Origin of the sequence: Ottowia sp. oral taxon 894 (assembly GCF_001262075.1) — a bacterium.
In the GTDB taxonomy this organism is placed as follows: Bacteria; Pseudomonadota; Gammaproteobacteria; order Burkholderiales; family Burkholderiaceae_C; genus Ottowia; species Ottowia massiliensis.
This window is the reverse complement of sequence record NZ_CP012073.1, coordinates 2,001,710-2,024,607: the sequence shown is the minus strand read 5'-3', so window position 1 is coordinate 2,024,607 and position 22,898 is coordinate 2,001,710. Positions and strand designations below refer to the sequence as shown.

Below are 22,898 nucleotides of genomic sequence, written 5' to 3'. Positions count from 1 at the left end.
AAGCCGTTTTTCACCCATCTGGATTTGCTCCTTTTTCTGAGAGCCTTTTCAGCGTCTGGCCGTGAGGGGCTGCAAGGCGCAGGCGAGTCTTGTAACCCGGCAAGGGTTTGCAGCACCCACGAGCGCCCGGGTTCGCGCCTTTCGCGCCACGGACAAATTGCGAACGGGCACTCACACGGCGCGCGCGCCGTCTGCGGCCTGGCCCGGGCCTTCTGGCGCGTCAGGCTCCGTGTGCTGGCGCGCGCGCTGCCACACTGCTTCGGGCGGCAGGGGCTTGAGGCGGTGGTCGCTCCACACCTGCCGCCAGGCGCGCGCGCCGCGCAGGCCGTGGCGCAGGCCCAGCATGTGGCGGGCAATGGCGTACCAGGGCGTGCCGTCTTGCGCGGCCTCGGCCTGCATGTAGGCGAGCATGGCGCGCTCCACGGCCTCGCGCGTGAGGGGCGGGGCGGCATCGCGGCCTGCATCGCCGAAAAAGCGCGCGTCCCACTCGCTCATCAGCCAGGGGTGGTGGTAGGCGGCGCGGCCCAGCATCACGCCGTCCACGTGCGCCAGGTGCGCGGCGATTTGTTCGTTGCTGCTCACGCCGCCGTTCAGGCAGATGGTCAGCTGCGGAAAGTCGCGCTTGAGCTGCCAGACCCGCTCGTAGCGCAGCGGCGGCACTTCGCGGTTTTCCTTGGGGCTGAGGCCCTCCAGCCAGGCATTGCGGGCGTGCACGATGAATACGCCGCAGCCCGCTTGCGCCACTTCGCCCACGAAGTCGCGCACGAAGGCGTGGCTTTCTTCGCGGTCAATGCCGATGCGGTGCTTGACGGTGACGGGAATGTGCACCGCATCGCGCATGGCTTTCACGCAGTCGGCCACCAGGCGCGGCTGGGTCATCAGGCACGCGCCGAATGCGCCGCGCTGCACGCGCGGGCTGGGGCAGCCGCAGTTGAGGTTGATTTCGTCATAGCCCCATTGCTGGCCCAGCCGCGCGCATTGCGCCAGCTCGGCCGGGTCGCTGCCGCCCAGTTGCAGCGCCACGGGGCGCTCCATCTCGTCGCGCCGCAGGTGCCGCCGGAGCGAGCCGTGCAGCAGCGCGCCGCAGGTCACCATTTCGGTGTAGAGCCGCGCGTGGCGCGTGATCAGGCGGTGCAGGTGGCGGCAGTGCTTGTCCGTCCAGTCCAGCATGGGCGCCACACACAGACGCCAGGGGCTGAAAGGGGGCGCATCGGCGGCAGGGGCTTTTTCAGTATTGAGCATGGGCTGGCCAGCCTTTCAGTGATCCGGCGGCGCGGCCACGCTGAGCGCCACCTGTTCGGGCGCCAGCCACGCGCCATCGCGCAAACCCTGGAGCGTGGCCAGCGCCAGCGCCGCCACCGTCAGCGAGGCGAAAGCCAGCGCCAGCAGCGCCAGCGCGCCCATCACGCCCGAATCGTGCCCGGCCAGCCGCAGGGAGAGGGCGGCAAAGGCCGCCAGCGGAAACGACAGCGCCCACCAGGTGACGGAAGCCGGCTGCGCGAGCATGCGCGGCATCACGTTCAGGCTCCAGAGCAGAAACATCAGCGCCACGCCCCAGGCCATCCAGGCCAGCACGGCAGGCCCGCCCAGTTGCAGCAAGGCCATGCCCGCCACCGCTGGCGGCGCGATGGTGATGAAAGTCAGCGGCAGCAGCCGCTGCGTCCACACGCCATGCACGGCCAGCCGCGCCAGCAGCAGCGTCAGCAGCGCCAGCCACAGCGTCACGCCCACGCCGAACTGGGCCGCCGCCCACGGCCCCGCGCCCACCGCCCCGCCTGCCAGCGCGGCCACCACATTGCCCACGGCGGGCAGAAAAAGCGATGGCGTGAGCTGCGCCCAGCCGCCCGCCTGCGCGTTGTTGATCCAGCGGCCCAGCGCCCAGACCGTGGCGCCCATTTGCCCCAGCGAACCCAGCCACCACAGCGCTGCCGCCCAGCCGCCCGTTTGCCCCAGCGCGCTCACGGCCACGCCCGCCAGCAGCATCAGGGAAATGGGCAGGGCCGCCACAAAGGCATGGCGCACCGGATGCGCCAGATCAGCCGCCAGCGCCTCCGGCTGGCGCAGCCAGCGCCACCACGACAGCCCCAGCAGCGCCACAAACGCCAGCGCTGCCAGCGCCCCCAGCGCCAGCGACAGCGCCCCAGCGATGCCCCCCATGCTGCGCGCGGCCTGCGCCCACGCCAGCGACAGCCCGGCCAGCCCCATGACGATGGAAAACCAGCCGGGATGCAGATGCTTGAGAGCCTCGGGACGCAGCATGTTCATGATGGAAGGTGCGGAAGAAAAAACGGAAAACCCGGTTCGGGCGCCAGGCCGGCCGCAAGCGCCAGCGGGCCTTGCAGCCATCATTCTTTTCAGAAGCGGCGCTTGCCGGAGCCTGCTCTCAGTCGCCCACCAGCTTGTTGAGCTTTTGCGCCTCGAACTGCTCATGCAAGGCGGCGTTGTCGGGCACGCAGTCCGGGTCAATCTTGCAGGCCAGCTTCTCGATGGCCTGCCACAGCAGGGCAATCTGGTGGTCTTGCGCGGCCGTGCCGTCAATCAGCCCGCGCAGCGCCTGGCTGACAGGATCATCGCTTTGCGTCACGCCGTAGGCGGAAAAACCCATTTTGGCGGCGGCGGCCTCGCGGCGCGCGGCCTCGCCCTCCTGAATGATGCGGGCCGGGTTGCCCACGGCCGTGGCCCCGGCGGGCACGGGCTTGGTGACCACCGCGCCCGAGCCGATCTTGGCGCCGTCTCCCACCGTGAAGCTGCCCAGCACCTGCGAATTGGCCCCCACGATCACGCCCTTGCCCAGCGTGGGATGGCGCTTGGCCCCTTTGTCCAGCGAAGTGCCGCCGAGCGTGACGCCTTGGTAAATCGTGCAGTCGTCGCCGATTTCTGCCGTCTCGCCAATCACCACGCCCATGCCGTGGTCGATGAACACGCGCGCGCCAATGCGGGCGCCGGGGTGGATTTCAATGCCCGTGAGAAAGCGCCCCCAGTGCGAAATCCAGCGCGCCAGCCACAGCCAGCCGCGCCGCCACAGCGCATGCGCCACGCGGTGCAACGCCAGGGCGTGAAAGCCGGGGTAGGAAAACACCACATCCCACACGCTGCGGGCGGCCGGATCGCGCTCCAGAATGGACTGGGCGTAAGAGCGAATGCGTTGAAACATAAGGGGCGAAAGTGTAGGGGCGAACGCCCTGGCGTGTAGGGGCGAACGCCCTGGCACGCCCCTTGCCGCCCAAGCCCCATGCGCAGCTGGATGCACGGCCTTATTTCGCTACTTTATCCATAGCATGATGTCCTAGTGGAAATTGCGCGAAGCGGGTTTTGTGCCCCTTGGATTTGCTCCTGTTTTTAAGCCCCCCCTGGCAAGCGAAGCCAGATTTCATGCGCTGGCTGACTGCCGCGCGCCCGTCTCAATCTTCTTCATGGCCGCGCCTGGCCGCCTGCTGCATGGCGCGGGCGATGCCGCGCAGGATGTGAATGTCTTGCTGCGTGGGCCGGGCGCGGTTGAAGAGCTGTTGCAGGCGGGGCATGAGCTTTTTGGGCGCGGCCGGGTCGAGAAAGCCCACGGCGACGAGCGCCTGCTCCAGATGGGCCAGCATGGCCGCCACCTGCGCGGCATCGGCCTGATCGGCCAGGCTGGCGGCGGGCCGCACGGCAAAGGCGCTTGCAAACGCCGCCTCGCCAAAGCGCGCCAGCAGCGCCTGCCGCCAGTCGTAGGCGATGAGCTGCGCGGCGGCGGCCAGGTTGAGCGAGCCGTAGGCCGGATTGGCCGGAATGCTCAGGCAGGCATGGCAGCGCCACACATCCGCGTTGCGCATGCCATAGCGCTCGCAGCCAAACAGAAAAGCCACGCCCCAGGGGCCGCTGGGCGCGGGCCGCGCCGGATTGAGCAGCTGGCTGAAGTGCTCGCGCGGCGCGCAGACAGGCGGGCCGAAGTCGCGCGGCGTCATGGCCGTGGCGCACAGATGCGTCACGCCCTCCAGCGCCTCTTGCAGCGTGCCCGTCACGCGGGCGGCGCGCAGCACGTCATCAGCGCCGCTGGCGCGCTCCACGGCTTCGGGGCGGGTCAGCACATCGGGCCAGCGCGGGCGCACCAGCGCCAGGTCATGAAAGCCCATCACCTTCATGGCGCGCGCCACCGCGCCCACATTGCCGGCATGGCTGGGTTCAATCAGGATGAAACGGGTGACGGCAGGCGGCGCGGACATGGCAGGCAAGGGAGACGGAAAGCAGGCGCGGATTGTGTGCCTGTTGCAAGCGGGGCTTTTGTGTAAAAACATGTTGCATAAAATCACCTGCCACCGCTTTTGTTCAACCTTCTTGCCTTTCTCAACCATGTCAATGCCAAGACTTTCCCTGGCGGCCGCAGCCGCCCTGGCGTGCGCTCTTTCAGCCTGCGCCTCCATCACGCAGTCTTTTCTGGTGCGGCATGCCACGCTTCAGGGCGTGGCGCTCAAGTGCCATCCGTAACCGGGCCTGAAAGAAGAACGCCATGCTGGATTTTTCAAATTCAAGCCAGGAGCGCCTTTTCACCGTCACTGTCAGCTATTCGGCTGAAGCGCTTCGCCGGGGGGGGGGGGGAACATTATGAAAACCTCTCTGCGCAATTGCAATCCAAGGCTGCTCTCAGCGAAGAAAAAGCGCTGCTGCTGACGCAGCGCCTGAAGTCTGCGCCCTATGTGGTGATTGGCAAGAAAACGCCGGAGAGCAAGGCCCGCGACTTGCAAAAGCGGCTGGAGTCCGTGGGCCTGCGCGTGGAGCTGGAGCCGGTTCTAAGCCTGGCCGCCAAGCTGGACGAGCTGCAATGCCCCGCCTGCGACAAATACGTGGTTCTGACTGCGCAGCGCCAGTGCCCGGCCTGCGGTGCGTATGTGGACAAGGTGTCTTCCCTGCACGTGCTGCGTAAAAAAATTGAGCGGGAGGAGCGCAAAGCCATCGAAAACGGCCTGGCCGCCAGCGCCAACCGCGAAAAGGGCCTGGAAATGGCCCGGCTGGAAAAACGCCTGCGCGAGCAGATTCGCGCGGAGCTGATGAAGGAAATGGGGCTGGACCCCAGGCGCCAGCGGCAGCGCATCTTCTTCCAGGCGGGCCTCGCGCTGCTGGCCGCCGTGGCTTTCGTGAGCGCAGGCTACGGCTACGCCCGCTACCAGAAGGGCGCGCCGCCCGATGAGCGCACCGCGCTGGCGCTGGCCCGCCAGCTCACGCCCGAAGAATGGCACCGTGAAGACGTGCTGACCAATCAGGCCCTGGCCGCCACGCAGGGCCTGGGGCCGCAGCCCGCCAGCAGCGCGGTGGAGCTGCTGGCCGCAAGCGGCGGCGAAGCCAGCCTGGCGGCCGCACCCATGGCGGAATACGAAGCCAGCCAGGGCGGCAACCACGCCTGGCGCGACGCCTTCCGCCAGCTGCCTGAGCCACAGCGGCTGCAAATCATTGGCCGCGTGGCCGATGACATGGCGCGCGCCGGACAGGCGGGTCGCGCCATGCAGGCGCTGCAAAGCTTGCCGGACAGCCCTGGCCTGCGAGCGCTGAAGCTGGGCTTGCAAGCCGCCGTGCTGGCCCGCAACCCGGACAGCCGCGATCCGGCTGCTTTGCAAACGCTGCAAAGGCAAATCCAGGCTCTGCCCGGCGCTTTTGAGCGGGCGCAAGCATGGCTGGCCGCCTACCGCCAACTCTCGCTCGCGCAGCCTGCCTTCTACGAGCAAAACGCGGCTTTTGCCAACGAGGCGCAGGCAGCCCTGCGCGACGCGCCAGCGCCGCACAAAACGATGCTGCAAGAGCAGTTGCGAATAGCCCGCGCCGAAGCCCTGCAAAGCCACATCGCCTGGCTGGCCCGCCAGGGCCGCTGGAATGAAGCGCAAAGGCAGTTCGAGCAGATGCGCGATGCCGCCGCCGGAACGGATGCCAGCGCGCCCGTGCAAATCAGCCTGCTGGCCCAGCACGCGCTGGCGGCGCGCAAGCTGGGCCTGCTGCGCGAGGAAGAAGAGCTGATGAACCGCCTGCCCGTTCCGCTTTCCAGGGCGATGGAATCAGGCCAATGGCCTGCCGCCCTGGATGCGCTGCGCCCCTGGGCGCGCGGCGGCAACTGGCCCGCCGCGCCGCGCATGCAGGCCGCCTTGCGGGCCGTCAGGGAGCAGATCGACCGGCTGCCTGCCGCCAGCAAGGCGCAGGCTCTGGCGCGGCTGGCCCTGCTCGACTACGAAGCGGGCGAGCGCAAGCAGGGCATGGAAACGGAGCGGCAATTTCGCCAGGCGCTGCCGCAGGCAGGCGGCGCGGCAGCGGAGGAGCAGGTGCGCTTTCTGGTGGATAGCGGCCTGGTCTTCGCCGAACGCGCGCGGCATGCCGGCGCGCTGGCCGAGGCCGAAGCCTGGCTGCGCAGCGTGGGGCTGGTGGTGTTGCGCTGAGGGTCTGTTCAAGGCCTGGCCGCGCACTTGGCCAGCGGGAAGGACTGTCTCACCGGCTTATTTCGCTATCGTATCCATAGCATGATGTCCTAGTGGAAACTGCGCTAGGCGGCATTCATGCCCCCTCAAATTCGCTCCTGTTTTTGATGGCATAGACAGGCGGCCGCACCCCACAGTCCCTGCCCGCCCGGCATGCGCGGGCGGGCCGCGCCGGTAGCATTCGGCCTTTTGCCAAAAGATGGGGCCGGCAGCGCGCAAAGCCGCCTTCTGCGCCTCATTTCCCGGGAAAGCCATTCATGCCATTCACCTGGACTGACCCCACGGTCATCATGTTCGCCGTTTATCTGGCCGCCATGCTTGGCATTGGCGCGCTGGGCTATCTGGGCACCAAGAATTTGTCGGACTACATCCTGGGCGGGCGCAGCCTGGGCAGCGTGGTCACGGCGCTGTCGGCGGGCGCGTCCGACATGAGCGGCTGGCTGCTGATGGGGCTGCCGGGCGCGGTGTATCTGTCGGGGCTGTCAGAGTCATGGATTGCCATTGGCCTGATTGCGGGCGCCTGGCTGAACTGGCGGCTGGTGGCGGGCCGCCTGCGCCTGTACACCGAGCGCGCGGGCAACGCGCTGACGCTGCCGGACTATTTCGCGCACCGCTTTGAAGACGAGAACAACATCCTGCGCATCGTCACGGCGATGGTCATTCTGGTTTTCTTCACGGTGTACTGCGCCTCGGGCGTGGTGGCGGGCGCGCGCCTGTTCGAGAACATGTTCGGCATGCCTTACGAAACGGCGCTGTGGGTGGGGGCGCTGTGCACCATTGCCTACGTGTTCGTGGGCGGCTTTCTGGCCGTGAGCTGGACGGACACCATTCAGGCGGCCATGATGATCACGGCGCTGCTGCTGGCGCCCGTCATCGCTTACCTGGCCGTGCAGGGCCAGTTGCAGCCGGGGCAGGACTGGCACAGCCTCATTGACGCCGACAAGTTCGACCTTTTCAAGGGGCAGACGGCCATCGGCATCCTCTCCTTGGCCGCCTGGGGGCTGGGCTACTTCGGCCAGCCGCACATTCTGGTGCGCTTCATGGCCGCCGCCTCGGTGCGGCACATCCCCAACGCCCGCCGCATCGGCATGACCTGGATGGTGCTGTGCCTGGGCGGCGCGGTGGCCGTGGGCTTTGTGGGCATTGCCTACTTCGCCGTCAGCCCGGCGGGCGCGGATGCCGTCAATGCCAATGCCGAAACCGTGTTCATGGAGCTGGCCAAGCAGCTGTTCAACCCGTGGATTGCGGGCGCGCTGCTGGCGGCCATTCTGGCGGCGGTGATGAGCACGCTCTCATGCCAGCTGCTCGTGTGCTCCAGCGCGCTGACGGAAGACATCTACCGCACCTTCTTGCGCAAGCAAGCCAGCCAGAAGGAGCTGGTGTGGTTTGGCCGCGCGATGGTGCTGGTGGTCGCGCTGATCGCCATTTCAATCGCCCGCAATCCCGAATCACGCGTGCTCGGCATGGTCAGCTACGCCTGGGCGGGCTTTGGCGCAGCTTTTGGCCCCGTCATCATCCTCTCGCTCTTTTGCAGCCGCGTCACGCGCGACGGCGCGCTGGCGGGCATCGTCACGGGCGCGGTCACCGTGCTGGTGTGGAAGCAGTTCGGCTGGTTCGGCCTGTATGAAATCGTGCCCGGCTTCATCCTCGGCTGGGCCGCCACGCTTGGCGTCAGCCGTCTGGGCCGGCCCTCTGCCGCCATGCTGCAAACCCATGCCAGCGTCGAGCAGGAGCTGGCGCGCCTGCAAGTTCATTAAGAACGTGTTCACAGTCTTCGTAGCAGGACTCCCAAGAAAGCCAAAGCTACCATTTGCAGACTGGTACTCAACTTACGCTCGCAGTTTTTCCAAAGCCGCCTGTTCTTTTCCAACCAGGAAAAGCTGCGCTCTACTACCCATCGCTTCGGCAATACTGCAAAACGGTGCAATTCGTTTCGTTTGGCAATCTCTACCTCCGCACCAATCAACGCTTGTACCGACGAAGCAAATGCCTTACCCGTGTAACCACCGTCAGCAAGGATTTTTTGTATCGCACCAAGATTATCGAGCTCGCGTTTTAATGCCAAAAGACAACCTTTCCTATCCGTAGCATCCGCCGTCATTACCGCAAGGGCATGCGGCAAACCCTGCGTGTCAACCACTATATGCCGCTTGATACCGCTAACCTTCTTGCCCGCATCGTAGCCTTTTTCCATGGCCGTATCCGTGTTCTTCACACTCTGCGCATCAATAATCAGGAAAGTGGTTGCTTCATGGCGCCCCTGCTTGCGGCGCTCCGCAACTACCTGATTTTTTTAATGATTCCTCAAGGAGGCTGATGCCACTCTCGCGTGGCTCAGTCCATCTCTGGAAGTAGGAATGCACGGTGCGCCATTTGGGGAAAGTAGGGCTTGGCGTGTTGATAATCCTGTTTTTGATACAGGGCGATGCCTTCGTCCAGCAGGGCTTTCGTCTGTTCCTTTTGTAAAGGCGCGACGCAGGCGGTAAGCAAGACGGCAAGGGTAGTGAGTACCAGGATTTTGAATTTCATCGTTTTTTCTTTGGATTCATGGCGGGTACAAGCGGTCATTTTCGAGATATCAGGCAATTGAATAAAGGGTTTACCGAAGCTATCCGCGCTTTGCAGGATAGCGGCGGGATGAATTTATGCTTTATTCGCCAGTTCGATAATCTTCTGAAAGGTTTTGCCATTGCGGATAGTCAGACTTTTATAGAAGGAAGACCCTATCAGCTTTTTATGGTAGTTGGAGAGAAGGTAGTCGGCCTGGTTATGATTGCTATAAAAGAAGGCGGTCTCGCCAAAATGTAAATGCTCTTTTTCATCTATCCAGGCGAGTGTTTCTGCTTTGATTTGTTCTCTGTCCGCTTCCGGCAGGTAAAAGAGAGCGTCACGTCGATAGGCAGTTTCGTCTTGCCACCAGACTGGCAGTTTATTCGCTTCTTTTTGCAATATATCCGAGCGGATTAGCGCAAAAGGCAGGGGAAAATCATAGGTATCGTTGAAATGGGTCGTCAGCAATGCTTTGATTTTCTTTTCTGGAGCTTTGCTATCAAATAAAAGATTGCCACTATTGATATAGGAAACAGGATTTTCAAAACCCATTTCGGCTAGATTTGTTTTTAAATCTGCCATGGCAACTTTATTGGTCTTGCCGACATTGATGCCTCGAAGTAAAAGTACGTAGCGCATTTGTGTTCCTTCGTGATAAATAGATACGCCCTTAAAGATAAGGAATATTCCTGTACGAAAAGTATAAAGGGTATCGATGATAGGGATGTGTCAAAAGAATCCGCTCTATGCTTCGCGCAATACATCTTTCTTCCATTTGCGAAGTTGAGTACCAGTCTGCAAATGGTAGCTTTGGCTTTCTTGGGAGTCCTGCTACGAAGACTATGAACACGTTCTAAGGGCCTGCCGGCTTTCACGCCAGCCTGCGCCCCGCTGCGGGAGCAGGTTCAATGCGAGGCCCATACGTTTTGAAACTGCTGTTGCGCCTGGCCTGTGCACCGCTTCAGGCGTTCTCGCGTTCAATTGCTGCATGCATTTGCGGCCTGCGCCGCATGATTTTTCTGATGTTCTCTACGCGAAAGGAGATGCGAAATGAGAATGCTGAAGCTGCTTTGGGCTTTGCCTCTGGGCCTGGCGACGCTGGGCGCGGCGCATGCGCGCGGCAACGATGTGTACTGGTCAGTGGACGTTGGCTCGCCCGGCCTGGCGGTCGGCGTGGGCAATGCGCCCCGCGTGTACGCGCCGCCTGTTTACGTTGCGCCGCCGCCCGTGTATGTGCCGCCGCCACCCGTTTACGTGCCGCCGCCGCGGCCCACGGTGTACGTGCAGCCTGCGCCGCCGCCCGTCGTGGTGTATGAGCCTCCTTACGGCGGCCCGTACTACGGCCAGCCCTATGGCGGCGGGCGCTACCACTATTGGCAGCCCACGCGGGCGGAAGCCAAATCAGGCAAGTCGAACTAAAAACTCCCCCGCCTGCTCTTGGCGGGCCGCGCAAAGAGGCCGTGAAGCTGCGGGCTTCACGGCCTTTTTGTGTGTGCGCCCGGCACAATCGCGCCTTTTGCCGTTCATTTCAGGAGTCGGGCGCGCCCCTGCCGCGTCCAGCTTTCATGACTGATCTTGATGCTTTGCAGCCCCTCTCGCCCCTGTGGGCAGGCCGCCTGCATTTGATGCTGGAGCTGATGGCCACGCTGGCTTTCGCCCTTTCGGGCGTGCTGGAGGCGGCGCGCAAGCGGCTGGACATGGTGGGCGTGGTGGTGGTGGCCTTCGCGGCCGCCTTTGGCGGCGGCACGCTGCGCGATCTGCTGCTGGATCACCGCCCTTTTTTCTGGGTGCAGGACACCTTTTTTCTGTGGCTGGTCATCGTGGTGTGCGCCGCCGCCATGCTGTTCATGCGCCAGCATCATTTGCAGCCGACCGAGCGCGCCATTGTCTGGCCTGATGCCATTGGCCTGGGCCTGTTCACCGTGATTGGCGAAGAGCGCGCGCTGGCGCTGGGCCAGCCCGCGCTGGTGGCGGTGATGATGGGCGTGATCACCAGCGTGTTTGGCGGCGTGCTGCGCGATGTGCTTTGCAACGAAGTGCCGCGCGCCCTGGCCGATCACCGCCCTTACGCGCTCTGGGCTTTCGCGGGCGGCTGGCTTTACTGGGCGCTGCGGCTGGCGCTGCCCGTCTGGCTGTGCATCAGCGTGGGCGTGGCGGCCATCGCGGGGCTGCGCCTTCTGTCCGTCTGGCGCGACTGGCGCCTGCCCGCCTGGCGGCAGTAGCCTCACCCTCTGGTTTGCAAGCCAAATCGGCCTGAAGTCCTAGTGAAATGGGCGCAGGCAGCTATCAAAACAATAGTAAAAGGAACTCTCGCAATGGCAATGGATGCCGCCCTGCTGCTGAAGGCCGCCGTGATGGGCGTGGTGGAAGGGCTGACGGAATTTCTGCCCATCTCCTCCACGGGCCATCTCATCCTGGCAGGCAGCCTGCTGGGTTTTGATGAAGCCAAGGCCAGCGTTTTTGAAATGGCCATTCAAATCGGCGCCATCTGCGCCGTGGTGCTGGTGTACTGGCAAAAAATCCGCGCCACCTTGCTGGCGCTGCCCACGCAGCGGCAGGCGCAGCGCTTTGCGGCCCATGTGCTGATTGGTTTTGCGCCTGCCGCCCTGCTGGGCCTGCTGGCGGGCAAGGCCATCAAGGCGCACCTGTTCAATGCGCCAGTGGTGGCGCTGGCGCTGGTGGCGGGCGGCATCGTCATCTTCTGGGCCGAAGGCCGCCAGCGCCCCGCGCGCGTTCAAAGCGTGGACGAAATGAGCGGCCTGGACGCGCTCAAGGTGGGCCTGGCGCAGTGCGTGGCCATGATTCCGGGCGTCAGCCGCTCTGGCGCCACCATCATCGGCGGCATGCTGCTGGGCCTGTCGCGCCCAGCGGCCACGGAGTTTTCTTTTTTTCTGGCCATTCCCACCCTGATTGGCGCGGGCGTGTATTCGCTCTGGTCTGACCGCGCCTTGCTGGCCTGGGCCGATGCGCCGCTTTTTGCCGTGGGGCTGGCGCTGTCATTTGGCAGCGCCCTGGCCTGCGTGCGCTGGCTGCTGCGCTACATCGCCAGCCACAGTTTCGTGCTTTTCGCCTGGTACCGCATTATTTTCGGCCTGCTGATTTTGCTGACCTGGCAGATGGATTGGGTTCAATGGAGCCATTGATTCAATTGCAGAAAAAAGGGGCCGCTCGGCCCCTTTTTTTCATTTTCCAACCGCGTCACATTTTCTGCGACAGCGCCATATATTCCCTGATGCGGTCGCAGGAAGCCTGAAACTGCGCCTGCTCCGCCGGCGTCATGCGGAGTTCGAGAATTTCTTCCACGCCATCCTTTCCCAGCAGCGCCGGAACCGAGGCAAATACCTGCCGCTGCCCATATTCGCCTTGCAGCAGGCATGAAACCGGCAGCGCCTTTTTTTCGTCATGGAATATGGCGCGCACAATTTCCGTCACGGCCGAGGCAATGCCGAATTCGGTGGAACCCTTGCCTTCCAGAACCAGATAGCCGCCGTGTTTCATGTCTTGCGTCACCTTTTCCCGGTCAAAAGCGGGAAAACGCTGCGGCAAATCCTTTTGCAGCTGATCCAGCGCGATGCCCTGCACCCTCACGTGGGACCACGGCACCATTGCGCTGCCGCCATGCTCGCCCAGGGCATAGCAGGTCAGCGAGCGGCGGCTCACCCGGCAAAGGCCCGCCACCAGCCGCTGCAAGCGCGCCGAATCCAGCGCCGTGCCGGAAGAAATGATTTTGCGCGCCGGGTAATCCAGATACCGCTGCACATAAGCGGCCACCACGTCCGCCGGATTGGAAATGCTGATGATGAAGCCGCCAAATCCCGAGGCCTTCACGCGCGGCAGAAACTCCTTGAGCACGGCCACCGTATCGCCCAGCGTGTCCAGCCTGTCTTGATCGGGCCTGGGCAAAGGCCCGGCGGAAATCACTAGAATATCGCAGCCGCCAATATCTTCCGGCTCGCAGGCCCTGGACGTCACTTCGTGCGGCAAATAGCTCACCGCGTCGTTCACATCCGTGGCCTGCGCAATTGCCTTTTGCTTGTCAATATCCACCATCCATAATTCATCAACCTCGCCCTGGGTTGCCAGCGAAAAAGCCACATGCGAGCCAACGTGGCCCGTGCCAATAATCGCCGCCTTGCGGAGCTTGATATTTCCCATCATTTGCCTCTTTCACGTTATTCAATTGAAATCCAATTGAAATCGCGCCAATGATAGCGCGGCCGGAAATAGCGCAGGCTGAATGCGGCGAGATTATCATCAGGCCTTTTCACGCCACCCAGCGCGCGAGATGCTTGAAAACCGACTGAAAACGCCATGAGCCAAGACCCCGTTTTGCTGCTGCGCATATGCGGCAAAGGCTTTGCCAAACTCGCCGCCGGACAGATCAAGGCCAAATACCGCGAAGCCAAGCCCTATTGGCAAAAACGCCTGCTCCAGCCCGACGGGCAGCCCCGCTCTTTCAGCGCCGTCCACATCAGAAACGGCTACCGCGCCGACGCGCCCCTGGCCGTTTTCGCCTTTGGCGGCATCAGCGCGCAGCTTCAGGAACACGAAGGCAAGCCGTGCTACCGCATCGACCTCGGCCCGCTGATCGAAATCCGCCACTACGGCGACAACAGCGAATCCAGCGGCAAATCGGGCGAAAAAGGCGCGTAGCGCAATCGGCGCTGCTTCCTGGCCGCTTCCTATCATCGCGCTTTTCTTTTCACTTCACGGAGGTTTTCAGACATGTCCAATCCCTCGAGCGGCGGCCTGGCGGCCCAGTTATTGAACCAGCTGCAAGGCCAGCCCCTGGAGCAGATGGCGCAGCAGCTTGACGTCTCTCCCGCGCAGGCAGGCAGCGCCGTCAGCGCCGCCCTGCCCATGATGCTGGGCGCCCTGGCGGGCAACGCGCAAACGGCAGGCGGCGCGCAAGCCCTTCTGGGCGCCTTGCAGCGCGACCACGCTGGCGGCGGCGCAGACCTGGGCGGCCTGCTCGGCGGCGTGCTGGGCAGCGTGCTCGGCGGCGGCCAGCCCGCCGCCAGCAAGCAGCTGGACGCCAGCGGCATCCTCGGCCACATCTTCGGCAGCCAGCAGGCGCAGGCGCAAAACCAGATCGGCCAGGCCAGCGGCCTCTCCAGCGGGCAGGCCGGGCAGCTGCTGCAAATGCTCGCCCCCATCGTCATGGGCTTTCTGGCAAAACAGGTTGGCAGCGCCAAGCTGGACGCAGGCGGCCTTGGCAACTTGCTGGGCGGCCTGCTCGGCCAGGGCGGCCAGAGCCAGCCCCAAGGCGGCGGCCTGGCAGGCGGCCTGCTGTCCAGCGCGCTGGACCAAAACGGCGACGGCAAGCTGGACGCAGGCGATCTGCTCAAGCTCGGCAGCCGCCTGCTGGGCGGCAAGAGCTGACCGCAGCACGCTGAAAGACGCCATAGAAACAGGAGCAAATATGAGGGGCAGAAAACACCCCTCAGCGCAGATTCCACTAAGACCTCATGCTATGGATACAGGAGCGAAATAAAGCCGCGCTGCGCCCCTGACCCGCGCCCTGCCCGTTGCGGCCCGCCGCTTCCTGCGCGGCCAGGCTTTGGGCAGGCGCGCGGCCCTCTGGCCGCAGGGGGAGCGCAGGGGGAGTTTTCCTAGAATCAGCGGCCATGTCTTCCACCAAAGAAACACCTGTTCCCGGCAATTTCTTGCGCCACGTCATCGAAAACGACTTGGCGCAGGGCACGTATCAAAGCCGCCACTGGGGCGGCAGCCCCGGAGACGGCGCGCACCACGCCGCCGGCGCGCCCGATCCGGCCCGCATCCGCACCCGCTTTCCGCCTGAACCCAATGGCTATTTGCACATCGGGCACGCCAAAAGCATTTGGCTCAATTTCAGCCTGGCGCGGGAATACGGCGGCGTGTGCCACCTGCGCTTTGACGACACCAACCCCGAAAAGGAAGACCAGGAATACGTGGACAGCATCCGCGAAGCCATTCGCTGGCTGGGCTACGACCATCACCTGGCCGACGACCCGGCGCGCCCCGGCATCCGCCAGCCGCACGAATACTTTGCCAGCGACTATTTCGACTTCATGCACCGCGCCGCCGTCTATCTGATCGAAGCGGGCCTGGCCTACGTGGACGAGCAAACGCCTGACGAAATGCGCATCAACCGGGGCGACTTCAACACCCCCGGCAAAAACAGCCCCTGGCGCGAGCGCAGCCCGGCGCAAAACCTGGCGCGCTTTGCCGAAATGAGGGCAGGCCAACACCCCGACGGCAGCATGGTGCTGCGCGCCAAGATCGACATGGCCTCGCCCAACATCAACATGCGCGACCCGGCCATCTACCGCATCCGCCACGCCGCGCACCACAACACGGGCGACAAATGGTGCATCTACCCCATGTACACCTTCGCGCACCCGATTGAAGACGCGCTGGAGCAAATCACCCACAGCATCTGCACGCTCGAATTTGAAGACCAGCGCCCTTTTTACGACTGGCTGCTGGCGCGCCTGACCGAAGGCGGCCTGCTGAAGGCCCCGCCGCCGCGCCAATACGAATTTGCGCGGCTGAACGTCAGCCACGTCATCACCAGCAAGCGCAAGCTGCGCCAGCTTGTGGAAGAAGGCCACGTGAGCGGCTGGGACGACCCGCGCATGCCCACCCTGGCCGGCCTGCGCCGCCGGGGCTACACGCCCGAAAGCCTCAAGCTCTTTGCCGAGCGCAGCGGCGTCACCAAATCCGGCGGCTGGACCGACTACGCCGCGCTGGACGCCGCCTTGCGCGAAACGCTCGACCCCGTCGCCCCGCGCGCGATGGCCGTGCTGGAGCCGCTGCGCCTGGTCATTGAAAACTGGGAAGAAGTCTTTGGCAGCGCCGCGCATCAGCAAGCCTGCCAGGCCCCCGTGCACCCCCATCTGCCCGCGCTGGGCCAGCGCAGCTTTACGCTGGGCAAAGAAATATGGATCGAGCGCAGCGACTTTGAGGAAACCCCGCCCAAGGGCTTTTTCCGCCTCTTTCCGGGGAACAAGGTGCGCCTGAAATACGGCTACGTCATTGAATGCACGGGCGCGGAAAAAGACGCCACGGGCCAAATCACCCGCGTGCGCGCGCGCCTGCTGCCCGGCACCCAATCCGGCACCCCCGGCGCCGACAGCGTCAAAGTCAAAGGCGTCATCACCTGGGTGAACACCGCCGACGCCCTGCCCGCTCAAGTGCGCCTGTACGACCGCCTCTTTACCGAAGAGCAGCCCGACGCAGGCGGCCGCGACTTTCTGACCGCGCTCAACCCGCAAAGCCTGCGCGTTGCGCGCGCCTGGGTGGAACCCACCCTCGCCAAAGCCCAGGCCGAAGACCGCTACCAATTCGAACGCCACGGCTTTTTCGTGGCCGACCGGCGCGAGCACACCGTCAGCGGCCGCAATCTGGTGTTCAACCGCATCACGGGCCTGCGCGACTCGTGGGGCAAGTAAGCGGCTCACCGCGCTTTGGATGCCTGCGCACGATCTCCTGCACAGCCAAGAGCGCGAGATGAATGAGCTGCAAGCCGGCCGCCCGGCAGCCGCCCGCAGCTCTTCCAGGGCTTGAGTGCCGTGGCGGCAACGCCTGAGCGCTTTGCGGAACCTGTTCTTGCAACCTATCCGCAGAGACGAAGCCTGGATTGGAAGATCGCAAACACGTTCCCCGTGCTTGCAGCCCGGCGAGGATTGCAGCGCCAAGGCCGCCCCCAAGCGCCCGCAGCGGGCCGTGAACGGGCGCTCAATGCCAAGGCCAGCCTTGGCTTGCCCTGCCTTCGCCGCCCACGCTGGCAGCCGCTTCCAGCTTCCATGTGCCTTCGGCTTTTTCCGGCAGGGCCAGGGGCAGGCGCAGCAGGCGGCCCTGGCGGGAGATGAGGGCGAGCGCGCGGCGGCCGGGGCGCAGGTAGAGGGGCAAATCGTCCAGCGCGGCCAGACGCCAGCCCGCATGGGCGCTTGCGCCGGTTTCTTCATCGCTTGTTTGCTCATCGCCTGTTTCCACGCCCAGCCACTCGTCGCCGGGGGCCATGCCGGCGGCTTGCGCCGCGCCGCCGTCCAGCACGTGGGTGAGGGTGACGAGGCCGTTTTTTTCGCTGGCGCGCAGGCCCAGCGTTTGTGCGGGCGTGGGCGGCTGGCGCGTGGCGGTGATGCCGTGGGCGGCCAGCAACTCGGCCACGGGCAGCTCTTGCGTGCCGTGCACCCAGGCAGCCAGTTCGGCGGCAAAGCTGCGGCCTGTCAGCTCTTGCAAGGCGGCGGCAACGTCGCTTTCGGTCATGGGGCCGGCTTTGCAGCGCCGCCAGAGCAGGCGCATGGCGTCATCGAGCGTGGCGGGCTGTTTTTCGCGGCGCAGGCTCAGGTCAAGGCACAGGGCCACGAGCGCGCCTTTGGCGTAGTAGCTGACGGTGGCGTTGGGGGTGTGGGCTTCGGGGCGGTAGTACTTCACCCAGGCGTCAAAGCTGGCTTCGGCCACGGGCTGCACGTGGCGGCCGGGCGTTTGCCAGACCTGGTTGAGCGACTTGGCCAGCAGTTTCAGGTAGGCGGCGCGGTCAATCAGGCCTGCGCGCAACAGCAGCAAGTCGTCGTAGTAGCTGGTGAAGCCTTCAAAGAACCACAGCAGGCGCGTGTAGTTTTCCTGCCCGTAGTCGTAGCGGGCGAATTCGGCAGGGCGCAGGCGTTTGACGTTCCAGGTGTGAAAGTATTCGTGGCTGATGAGGCCCAGCAGGGTGGCGTAGCCCTCGCTGGCGTCGCTTTGCCCCAGGCGCGGCAGGTCGCGCCGGGCGCAGATGAGCGCCGTGCAGCAGCGGTGCTCCAGCCCGCCGTAGCCGCCGGGCGTGGCGTTGAGCATGAAAAGGTAGTGCGGCTGCGGCGGCTTGCCGCGCGCGCCGTGCCACAGGCGGGCGGCGGCCTCGCAGATTTTTTGCGTGTCGCGCAGCAGGCGCTGGCCGTCAAATGACGGGGGCGCGCCAGCCACCACAAAGCGGTGCGGCACGCCGCGCACGCTGAATTCGCCCTGCCAGAACGCGCCCATTTCCACGGGGCTGTCGGCCAGTTCGTCGTAGCTGGCGGCCAGGTAGCTGCCGAAGCCGTCTGCGTCCACGCTTTGCGCCGTCAGGGCCGTGGCCACGCGCCAGTGTGCGGCTGTGGGGTCTGCGGGCCGGTGCAGGGTGATGGCGTGCGGGCCATCAGCCAGCTCGGGCACGCGCAGCAGCAGCGCGGTGGCGTTGAAAAAGCCGCGCGCGGCGTCCAGCCAGGCGGCGCGCACGGAATCATCAAAGGCATAAACCTCGTAGCGGATGACCAGCGGCTTGCCGGGCGCGGCCTGCACTTGCCAGGTGCATTTGTCCACGGCCTGCGCCGGGCAAACCGCCCTGCCCTGCCGCGCCGTCAGGCCGCTCACGTGGCGGGCGAACTCGCGCACGAGGTAGCTGCCCGGTATCCACACCGGCAGCGCCACGCGCTGGAGCGCCTGCGGGCGGGCGATGGTGAGGGTGACGGCCCAGCGGTGCGCATTCAGGCTGGCAGGGCGAATGTCGTAATGCAGCGGATGAGGCATGAGGAAGCTAAAAAGAGGAGCAAATCCAGGAGCCTGAAAACGGCTTTCGCGCCCATTCCACTAGGACATCATGCTATGAAACAAGAAGCAAATTCAGGCCATCCAAACCCAGCGGGAAAATGGCGGGCGGCAGAAGCAAAAACCCCCGCTCCAGGGGCGGGGGCGCGAGGCTTGCAGCTTTACTTGGCGGCGTTCAGCATCTCGTCCATGCGGCTGCCCGGAATGGCGCCCGGCACGCGCGCGCCGTTGGCAAACACGATGGTGGGCGTGCCGGTGATGCGGTTGGCCCGCGCGAATTCCAGATTGGCCGTGATGGCGGCCTGGTCGCACTCGGCGGCGGCAGGCTCCACCTGCTTTTGCATCCAGGCTTGCCAGGTCTTGAGCGGATCCTTGGCGCACCAGATGTTCTTGGCTTTCTCCACCGAACCCTGGCCCAGGATGGGGATGAGGAAGGTGTAGATCGTCACGTTGTCCAGATCGGCGATCTCGTGCTCCAGCTTGTGGCAGTAGTGGCAATTCGGGTCTTCAAAAATGGCCACCTTGCGCTCGCCCTTGCCGCGCACTTGCTTGATGGCGTTTTTCAGCGGCAGAGCGTCAAACTGAATGGCCGTGAGCTTTTCAATGCGCTCTTCCGTCAGGTTCTTGCGCGCGCGCGTGTCGATGAGATTGCCCTGCAAAACGAAATCGCCCTTGGCGTCGGCGTAGAGAATGTCGTTGCCCACGCGGATTTCGTACACCCCTTGCATCGGCGTCTTGCTCACCTCGTCAATGTTGGAGAGCGAAGGCAGCCGCTGGCCCAGGGTTTTGCGCAAATCGGCCTCTTGCGCCAGGGCGGCCGTCAGCGGCAGGGCCAAGGCCAGAGCGGCCAGCAGTGAAGCGGTTTTTTTCATGAGTCGTTTCGGAAAAAAGTTGAAAAAGAGCTGAAGGCGGGCGAGCGTAGCGCAAAGCCCCTGCGTCCGCCGCCGCGCTGCCATCAGTGCACACACGGCGCGAATGGTTCCCGGCGCGGGCAACCCGTTCATCAAGACCAGGGCAAAAGCGCGCGCTTTTGGCGCCCGGAACGCCCGCAAGCTCTGAAGCAGCCCGAAGCAAGCCAGAAAGAGCGCACCAAACGGGCGGAGCTTAAACGGGCGGAGCTTGCAGCCGCTTTGTGTGCGCAAACAAAAACCGCAAGGCAGCCCAGCCTGGGAAGAACGGAGAAAATGAAATACCCAAACAGGCCGTCTGAAAAAGCCTGCTGACAAAAATTGACGCGCCCTGCCTGTATCATGGGTCTTTTCAACCCCGCAGGAGAAACACCATGCACCGTTTCACGCTCTACACCCACCCTTATTCCCGCGGCACTAACGTAGTCTGGATGCTGAAAGAATGCGGCGCGCAATACGACGTCAAACTGATTCCGTTCGGCGAAGCCATGAAATCCGCCGATTACCGGGCGGTCAATCCGATGGGCAAAGTTCCCGCACTCAAGGCAGACGGCACCGTGCTGACCGAAACCGCCGCCATCATCACCTTTTTAGCCGAGCAGTTTCCCGACAAACATCTGATTCCGGCCGCCGATTCGTTGGCACGCGGCGAGTTCTACCGCTGGCTGTGTTTCTCCATCCACCTCGAATACGCCGGATTCGACAAAATCCACCGTGTACCGGACAGCGATCAGCGGCGCAAAGAGACAGGCTACGGCGATTTCGACACTGCCTTCGCCACCCTGCGCGACCATCTGGCCAAACACGACTTTATCGTCGGCGACCGCTTTTCCGCACTCGACGTATATTTCACCGGCCTGCTGATCCACTTTATCCGCACCATACCGAAGCGCGGCATACCCCCGGTTTTCGTAACGGACGAACCGGTCTTCTCCGCCTATATCGACCGCCACACCGCCCGCCCCGCCTTTGCCGAAACGATGGCTTGGGCGCAACAGGCTGCAGCGGAATTGGAAAAACAGGCTTGAGGCCGTCTGAAAACGGTATCCGGCCCCAGCGGGCCGCCGCCATATTGAAAATGAAATGAACCTGGCCGCGTCAAAACTGAAACACCCGTTTCATCCGGCCTGGAAAGCGGAATAAACGCTGGGCCGGCTTTCGCAAAGCCATGACATGGATCATTTTTGAAGCCAGGCCTGCCGCGCTCATGCATGACGCAGATCAATCATGATTTCCGGCAGATATTCAAAAGAAACCGGAATCCGGCCCTGAAAATCCATAAGCAAAGCCCGCCAAGGTTGCAATTGACATTTGTCAATGCGGCGGCGCGCCGCTCCCGGCAAAGTGCGGCCCATGCTTGCCAGCCCTCCATTTGATCTGCCCGGCGAAAAACGCATTGCCGAACGCGGCACAGTGCTCATGGACAGCCATGCGGACACCACGCATGCCGTGTATGTGGAAGCGGGCCGCGTGGTGCTGGGGCGCTTGCAGCAAGGGCACATGGCGCACAACATGGGCGTGGTGGAAGGCCCGCTGTGGCTCAACGCAGGCTGCGCGGTGCTGGGCGAGCGCCCCATTGCCGATGCCGTGGCCGACACGCGCGTTCGCCTGGTGTGCGTGCCGCTGCCCGCCTTTCAGTCTTGCATGCAGACGCTGCCCAGCGCCGCGCGCGCCGTGCTGCAAGACATGGCGCGCGTGCATCGCCTGCAAATTCACATGGGCATCAGCCGCGCGGCCAAGGCCGCCGAGGCGCGCTGCGCCGAATGGCTGCTGGCCAATGCCCGGGCTGATGAAAAAACCCCCGGCGCGCTGGCCGTTCAGCTGAGCCAGCGCAAGCGCCTGATCGCCGCCCAGCTGGGCGTGACGCCCGAGACCTTCTCGCGCGTGCTGCGCCAGCTGCGCGAGCGCAATCTCGTCAGCGGCACGGGCCGCCTGCTGCGCCTGCCCGACCCGGATGGCCTGCGCAAGTGCGCCGGGGTTTGACTTTGCGCCAGGGCCGGGCAAGGCCGCAAGCGGGTTTTGCCGCATCAAAAAGAAGAGCGGATTTCATGGGGTCCAAAACGGCCTTTGCGCCCGTTCTACCAAGACCTCATGCTATGAATCGAGGAGCTGAATCAACGCTTTCCCGCCCGTCTTGCCGCCGGGCAGGGCCGAAGGCGGCGGGCGCTCACGCATTGAGCGCGGCCAGGCGCTGGGGCGTGCCCACGTCGGCCCATTCGCCCGTGTAGAGCTGGCCGCTGACCTGGCCGGCGGCGATGGCGCGGCGCAGCAGGGGCGCAAGCGGGGCGGGCTGGCCTTGCGGGTTGCCGGGCGCGATGCCGCACCAGGGCGGCTCGAAGAGGGCGCGGCGGTAGAGGGCGATGGCGCTGAAGGTGTGGCGCGCGCCTTCGGCTTGCAGCAGGCCGCCGGGGGCGAGGGCGAAGTCGCCTGCCGGGTGGTGGGGCGGGTTGGGCACGAGCCAGAGGTGGGCGAGCAGGCCGCTGGCGGCAAAGCGGGCGGCGTCTTGCGCGGCAAAGGGAAATTGCGGGGCGTGGATGTCGCCCGCCACGGCCCAGAAAACGTCTGGGCTGCTGGCGGCCAGCCAGGGCAGGGCGCGGGCGATGCCGCCAGCGGTTTCAAGGGTGTAGCCGAAGTCGCGCTCTTCTTCGGAGAGGATGAGTTCGGGCCTGGCCGGCAGGCCGGGCGGCCGCTGGATGCCGCCCGCGCTGCCTGGCGCCTGCGCCCATTCCCGTGCCCATTGGCGTATCTGCCCGCCCAGCCAGCCGGTGTTGATGACGATGCGGCGCACGCCCGCAGCGGCCAGGGCGCGCGCGTGCCACTGCATGAGGGGCTGGCCGCGCACGGGCAGCAGGGGTTTGGGGCAGGCGTCGGTCAGGGGCCGCATGCGCTGGCCCCGGCCTGCCGCCAGGATGATGGCGGCGGGCGCTTGCCAAGCGGCTTCAGGCATGGCGCTGCTCAGCCGCCGATGTGCATGGCGAATTCGGCGCCGTCGTTCATGCGGCATTTGCCGCTGCCCAGGGCGCTGTCGTTCATGCGGTAGGTGCAGTTGATGTAGTTGCCGCGCTCGCCCGCGCCGTTGGCCGTGCCTTCGCGCGAGCTGGCCGACTGGCGGGTGGCGTCGCCCGTGAAGCGTTCGCCGCCGATGATGGCGCTGAAGGCGCCGTGGCCCGTGTGGTTGTGGGTGACGGTGGCCTGCACCAGGCCGTAGCGGCGGGCCGCTTCGTTTTGCGGATACAGGCGTGCGGTGAATTGCGCGGCGGGCGGCGTGGCGGGCTGCACGGCGGCGGGCTGCACGGTCACGGGTTTGCCGTCCGGCCCCATGGGCACGACGTAGCAGCCGGCCAGCAAGGCGGCGGCGGCCAGGGTGAGGGCAAGGGTTTTGGTCATGGTGTGGTCTCCACAGGGGTGAAAGAAACGGGAAATGTATTCAGAAAGAGGAGCTGATTTGGCGGGCGAAAAA

At 64.6% G+C, this 22,898-nt stretch carries 23 protein-coding genes and 1 pseudogene; 11 read left to right on the top strand and 13 right to left on the bottom strand.

Annotation, left to right across the window (positions count from 1 at the left end; translation table 11 throughout):
• Positions 1-171: 171 nt before the first annotated feature.
• From dusA to ADJ79_RS08805, 4 genes are all read right to left on the bottom strand, one after another.
• Positions 172-1,242 carry a tRNA dihydrouridine(20/20a) synthase DusA gene (gene dusA / locus ADJ79_RS08820; protein ID WP_082203221.1) on the bottom strand — a complete coding sequence of 357 codons (1,071 nt, stop codon included), beginning with the start codon at positions 1,240-1,242 and terminating at the stop codon, positions 172-174.
• Positions 1,243-1,257: 15 nt separating this feature from the next.
• Complete coding sequence (locus tag ADJ79_RS08815) at positions 1,258-2,265, bottom strand: C4-dicarboxylate ABC transporter (protein ID WP_253273805.1); 1,008 nt, start codon at positions 2,263-2,265, stop codon at positions 1,258-1,260.
• 118 nt (positions 2,266-2,383) lie between these two features.
• A complete protein-coding gene (gene cysE / locus ADJ79_RS08810) occupies positions 2,384-3,154 on the bottom strand; it encodes a serine O-acetyltransferase (protein ID WP_050715642.1) in 771 nt (256 codons plus the stop codon).
• Positions 3,155-3,401: 247 nt separating this feature from the next.
• Complete coding sequence (locus ADJ79_RS08805) at positions 3,402-4,199, bottom strand: RNA methyltransferase (RefSeq protein ID WP_050715641.1); 798 nt, start codon at positions 4,197-4,199, stop codon at positions 3,402-3,404.
• Between ADJ79_RS08805 and ADJ79_RS14320 the strand changes: the two genes are divergently transcribed.
• The 3 genes from ADJ79_RS14320 to putP all read left to right on the top strand — a co-directional run bounded on the left by ADJ79_RS14320 (position 4,198) and on the right by putP (position 8,188).
• Positions 4,198-4,461 carry a hypothetical protein gene (locus ADJ79_RS14320; RefSeq protein WP_156304108.1) on the top strand — a complete coding sequence of 88 codons (264 nt, stop codon included), beginning with the start codon at positions 4,198-4,200 and terminating at the stop codon, positions 4,459-4,461. The two genes, ADJ79_RS08805 and ADJ79_RS14320, sit on opposite strands and share 2 nt — an antisense overlap.
• A 137-nt stretch (positions 4,462-4,598) precedes the next feature.
• The gene (locus ADJ79_RS08800; protein ID WP_050715640.1) at positions 4,599-6,392 is read left to right on the top strand and encodes a hypothetical protein; all 1,794 of its coding nucleotides are present in this window, start codon (positions 4,599-4,601) and stop codon (positions 6,390-6,392) included.
• Positions 6,393-6,688: 296 nt separating this feature from the next.
• Positions 6,689-8,188 carry a sodium/proline symporter PutP gene (gene putP / locus ADJ79_RS08795; RefSeq protein ID WP_050715639.1) on the top strand — a complete coding sequence of 500 codons (1,500 nt, stop codon included), beginning with the start codon at positions 6,689-6,691 and terminating at the stop codon, positions 8,186-8,188.
• Positions 8,189-8,196: 8 nt separating this feature from the next.
• Here the strand turns inward: putP and ADJ79_RS08790 are convergent.
• From ADJ79_RS08790 to ADJ79_RS08780, 3 genes and pseudogenes are all read right to left on the bottom strand, one after another.
• Positions 8,197-8,812 (bottom strand): annotated as a pseudogene (locus ADJ79_RS08790) (IS5 family transposase); the annotation flags it as partial.
• Entirely contained in the window at positions 8,766-8,999 is a 234-nt protein-coding gene (locus ADJ79_RS15225; protein WP_216597114.1) for a hypothetical protein, read from the bottom strand. The pseudogene ADJ79_RS08790 and the gene ADJ79_RS15225, both read right to left, overlap by 47 nt.
• Before the next feature lie 75 nt (positions 9,000-9,074).
• Positions 9,075-9,620 (bottom strand): DUF1697 domain-containing protein, encoded by a 546-nt coding sequence (locus tag ADJ79_RS08780; RefSeq protein WP_050715636.1) that lies wholly within the window; start codon positions 9,618-9,620, stop codon positions 9,075-9,077.
• A 411-nt stretch (positions 9,621-10,031) separates the two neighbouring features.
• Here ADJ79_RS08780 and ADJ79_RS08775 point away from each other — a divergent pair, with 411 nt between their 5' ends.
• The 3 genes from ADJ79_RS08775 (at position 10,032) to ADJ79_RS08765 (ending at position 12,124) form a co-directional block, all read left to right on the top strand.
• Entirely contained in the window at positions 10,032-10,400 is a 369-nt protein-coding gene (locus ADJ79_RS08775; protein ID WP_050715635.1) for a hypothetical protein, read from the top strand.
• Positions 10,401-10,546: 146 nt separating this feature from the next.
• Positions 10,547-11,203: a trimeric intracellular cation channel family protein gene (locus ADJ79_RS08770; RefSeq protein WP_082203219.1), complete on the top strand. Its 657-nt coding sequence runs from the start codon at positions 10,547-10,549 to the stop codon at positions 11,201-11,203.
• Between the two features lie 99 nt (positions 11,204-11,302).
• Positions 11,303-12,124, top strand: a complete 822-nt coding sequence (locus ADJ79_RS08765) for an undecaprenyl-diphosphate phosphatase (protein ID WP_050715634.1) — start codon at positions 11,303-11,305, stop codon at positions 12,122-12,124.
• A gap of 55 nt (positions 12,125-12,179) precedes the next feature.
• Here ADJ79_RS08765 and ADJ79_RS08760 read toward each other — a convergent pair whose 3' ends face one another.
• A complete protein-coding gene (locus ADJ79_RS08760) occupies positions 12,180-13,136 on the bottom strand; it encodes an L-lactate dehydrogenase (RefSeq protein ID WP_216597113.1) in 957 nt (318 codons plus the stop codon).
• Between the two features lie 156 nt (positions 13,137-13,292).
• Between ADJ79_RS08760 and ADJ79_RS08755 the strand changes: the two genes are divergently transcribed.
• The 3 genes from ADJ79_RS08755 to ADJ79_RS08745 all read left to right on the top strand — a co-directional run bounded on the left by ADJ79_RS08755 (position 13,293) and on the right by ADJ79_RS08745 (position 16,417).
• Positions 13,293-13,634: a hypothetical protein gene (locus tag ADJ79_RS08755; protein WP_050715633.1), complete on the top strand. Its 342-nt coding sequence runs from the start codon at positions 13,293-13,295 to the stop codon at positions 13,632-13,634.
• Between the two features lie 72 nt (positions 13,635-13,706).
• Positions 13,707-14,363 (top strand): DUF937 domain-containing protein, encoded by a 657-nt coding sequence (locus ADJ79_RS08750; RefSeq protein WP_050715632.1) that lies wholly within the window; start codon positions 13,707-13,709, stop codon positions 14,361-14,363.
• 245 nt (positions 14,364-14,608) lie between these two features.
• Complete coding sequence (locus ADJ79_RS08745; protein ID WP_050715631.1) at positions 14,609-16,417, top strand: glutamine--tRNA ligase/YqeY domain fusion protein; 1,809 nt, start codon at positions 14,609-14,611, stop codon at positions 16,415-16,417.
• A gap of 286 nt (positions 16,418-16,703) precedes the next feature.
• Here ADJ79_RS08745 and ADJ79_RS08740 read toward each other — a convergent pair whose 3' ends face one another.
• The gene (locus ADJ79_RS08740) at positions 16,704-18,512 is read right to left on the bottom strand and encodes a M61 family metallopeptidase (RefSeq protein WP_050715630.1); all 1,809 of its coding nucleotides are present in this window, start codon (positions 18,510-18,512) and stop codon (positions 16,704-16,706) included.
• A gap of 179 nt (positions 18,513-18,691) precedes the next feature.
• Positions 18,692-19,402 carry a DsbC family protein gene (locus ADJ79_RS08735; RefSeq protein WP_050715629.1) on the bottom strand — a complete coding sequence of 237 codons (711 nt, stop codon included), beginning with the start codon at positions 19,400-19,402 and terminating at the stop codon, positions 18,692-18,694.
• 410 nt (positions 19,403-19,812) lie between these two features.
• On the opposite strand from ADJ79_RS08735, the gene ADJ79_RS08730 reads away from it, so the two are divergent.
• On the top strand, positions 19,813-20,466 hold the full coding sequence (locus ADJ79_RS08730) for a glutathione S-transferase family protein (protein ID WP_050715628.1): 654 nt from the start codon (positions 19,813-19,815) through the stop codon (positions 20,464-20,466).
• Positions 20,467-20,643: 177 nt separating this feature from the next.
• Here ADJ79_RS08730 and ADJ79_RS14310 read toward each other — a convergent pair whose 3' ends face one another.
• On the bottom strand, positions 20,644-20,793 hold the full coding sequence (locus ADJ79_RS14310) for a hypothetical protein (protein ID WP_156304107.1): 150 nt from the start codon (positions 20,791-20,793) through the stop codon (positions 20,644-20,646).
• Between ADJ79_RS14310 and ADJ79_RS08725 the strand changes: the two genes are divergently transcribed.
• Positions 20,792-21,421 carry a Crp/Fnr family transcriptional regulator gene (locus ADJ79_RS08725; protein ID WP_050716529.1) on the top strand — a complete coding sequence of 210 codons (630 nt, stop codon included), beginning with the start codon at positions 20,792-20,794 and terminating at the stop codon, positions 21,419-21,421. The two genes, ADJ79_RS14310 and ADJ79_RS08725, sit on opposite strands and share 2 nt — an antisense overlap.
• Positions 21,422-21,605: 184 nt before the next feature.
• Here ADJ79_RS08725 and ADJ79_RS08720 read toward each other — a convergent pair whose 3' ends face one another.
• On the bottom strand, positions 21,606-22,385 hold the full coding sequence (locus ADJ79_RS08720) for a nucleotidyltransferase family protein (RefSeq protein ID WP_050715627.1): 780 nt from the start codon (positions 22,383-22,385) through the stop codon (positions 21,606-21,608).
• Between the two features lie 8 nt (positions 22,386-22,393).
• Positions 22,394-22,825 carry a hypothetical protein gene (locus tag ADJ79_RS08715; RefSeq protein ID WP_050715626.1) on the bottom strand — a complete coding sequence of 144 codons (432 nt, stop codon included), beginning with the start codon at positions 22,823-22,825 and terminating at the stop codon, positions 22,394-22,396.
• Positions 22,826-22,898: the final 73 nt, after the last annotated feature.

Bases quoted from the DNA above. Each gene is read 5' to 3' on its own strand.
- dusA (WP_082203221.1), bottom strand. From the start codon at position 1,242: ATGCTCAATACTGAAAAAGCCCCTGCCGCCGATGCGCCCCCTTTCAGC.
- ADJ79_RS08815 (WP_253273805.1), bottom strand. From the start codon at position 2,265: ATGAACATGCTGCGTCCCGAGGCTCTCAAGCATCTGCATCCCGGCTGG.
- cysE (WP_050715642.1), bottom strand. From the start codon at position 3,154: ATGTTTCAACGCATTCGCTCTTACGCCCAGTCCATTCTGGAGCGCGAT.
- ADJ79_RS14320 (WP_156304108.1), top strand. From the start codon at position 4,198: ATGGCAGGCAAGGGAGACGGAAAGCAGGCGCGGATTGTGTGCCTGTTG.
- ADJ79_RS08805 (WP_050715641.1), bottom strand. From the start codon at position 4,199: ATGTCCGCGCCGCCTGCCGTCACCCGTTTCATCCTGATTGAACCCAGC.
- putP (WP_050715639.1), top strand. From the start codon at position 6,689: ATGCCATTCACCTGGACTGACCCCACGGTCATCATGTTCGCCGTTTAT.
- ADJ79_RS15225 (WP_216597114.1), bottom strand. From the start codon at position 8,999: ATGACCGCTTGTACCCGCCATGAATCCAAAGAAAAAACGATGAAATTC.
- ADJ79_RS08780 (WP_050715636.1), bottom strand. From the start codon at position 9,620: ATGCGCTACGTACTTTTACTTCGAGGCATCAATGTCGGCAAGACCAAT.
- ADJ79_RS08775 (WP_050715635.1), top strand. From the start codon at position 10,032: ATGAGAATGCTGAAGCTGCTTTGGGCTTTGCCTCTGGGCCTGGCGACG.
- ADJ79_RS08770 (WP_082203219.1), top strand. From the start codon at position 10,547: ATGACTGATCTTGATGCTTTGCAGCCCCTCTCGCCCCTGTGGGCAGGC.
- ADJ79_RS08765 (WP_050715634.1), top strand. From the start codon at position 11,303: ATGGATGCCGCCCTGCTGCTGAAGGCCGCCGTGATGGGCGTGGTGGAA.
- ADJ79_RS08760 (WP_216597113.1), bottom strand. From the start codon at position 13,136: ATGGGAAATATCAAGCTCCGCAAGGCGGCGATTATTGGCACGGGCCAC.
- ADJ79_RS08755 (WP_050715633.1), top strand. From the start codon at position 13,293: ATGAGCCAAGACCCCGTTTTGCTGCTGCGCATATGCGGCAAAGGCTTT.
- ADJ79_RS08750 (WP_050715632.1), top strand. From the start codon at position 13,707: ATGTCCAATCCCTCGAGCGGCGGCCTGGCGGCCCAGTTATTGAACCAG.
- ADJ79_RS08745 (WP_050715631.1), top strand. From the start codon at position 14,609: ATGTCTTCCACCAAAGAAACACCTGTTCCCGGCAATTTCTTGCGCCAC.
- ADJ79_RS08740 (WP_050715630.1), bottom strand. From the start codon at position 18,512: ATGCCTCATCCGCTGCATTACGACATTCGCCCTGCCAGCCTGAATGCG.
- ADJ79_RS08735 (WP_050715629.1), bottom strand. From the start codon at position 19,402: ATGAAAAAAACCGCTTCACTGCTGGCCGCTCTGGCCTTGGCCCTGCCG.
- ADJ79_RS08730 (WP_050715628.1), top strand. From the start codon at position 19,813: ATGCACCGTTTCACGCTCTACACCCACCCTTATTCCCGCGGCACTAAC.
- ADJ79_RS08725 (WP_050716529.1), top strand. From the start codon at position 20,792: ATGCTTGCCAGCCCTCCATTTGATCTGCCCGGCGAAAAACGCATTGCC.
- ADJ79_RS14310 (WP_156304107.1), bottom strand. From the start codon at position 20,793: ATGGGCCGCACTTTGCCGGGAGCGGCGCGCCGCCGCATTGACAAATGT.
- ADJ79_RS08720 (WP_050715627.1), bottom strand. From the start codon at position 22,385: ATGCCTGAAGCCGCTTGGCAAGCGCCCGCCGCCATCATCCTGGCGGCA.
- ADJ79_RS08715 (WP_050715626.1), bottom strand. From the start codon at position 22,825: ATGACCAAAACCCTTGCCCTCACCCTGGCCGCCGCCGCCTTGCTGGCC.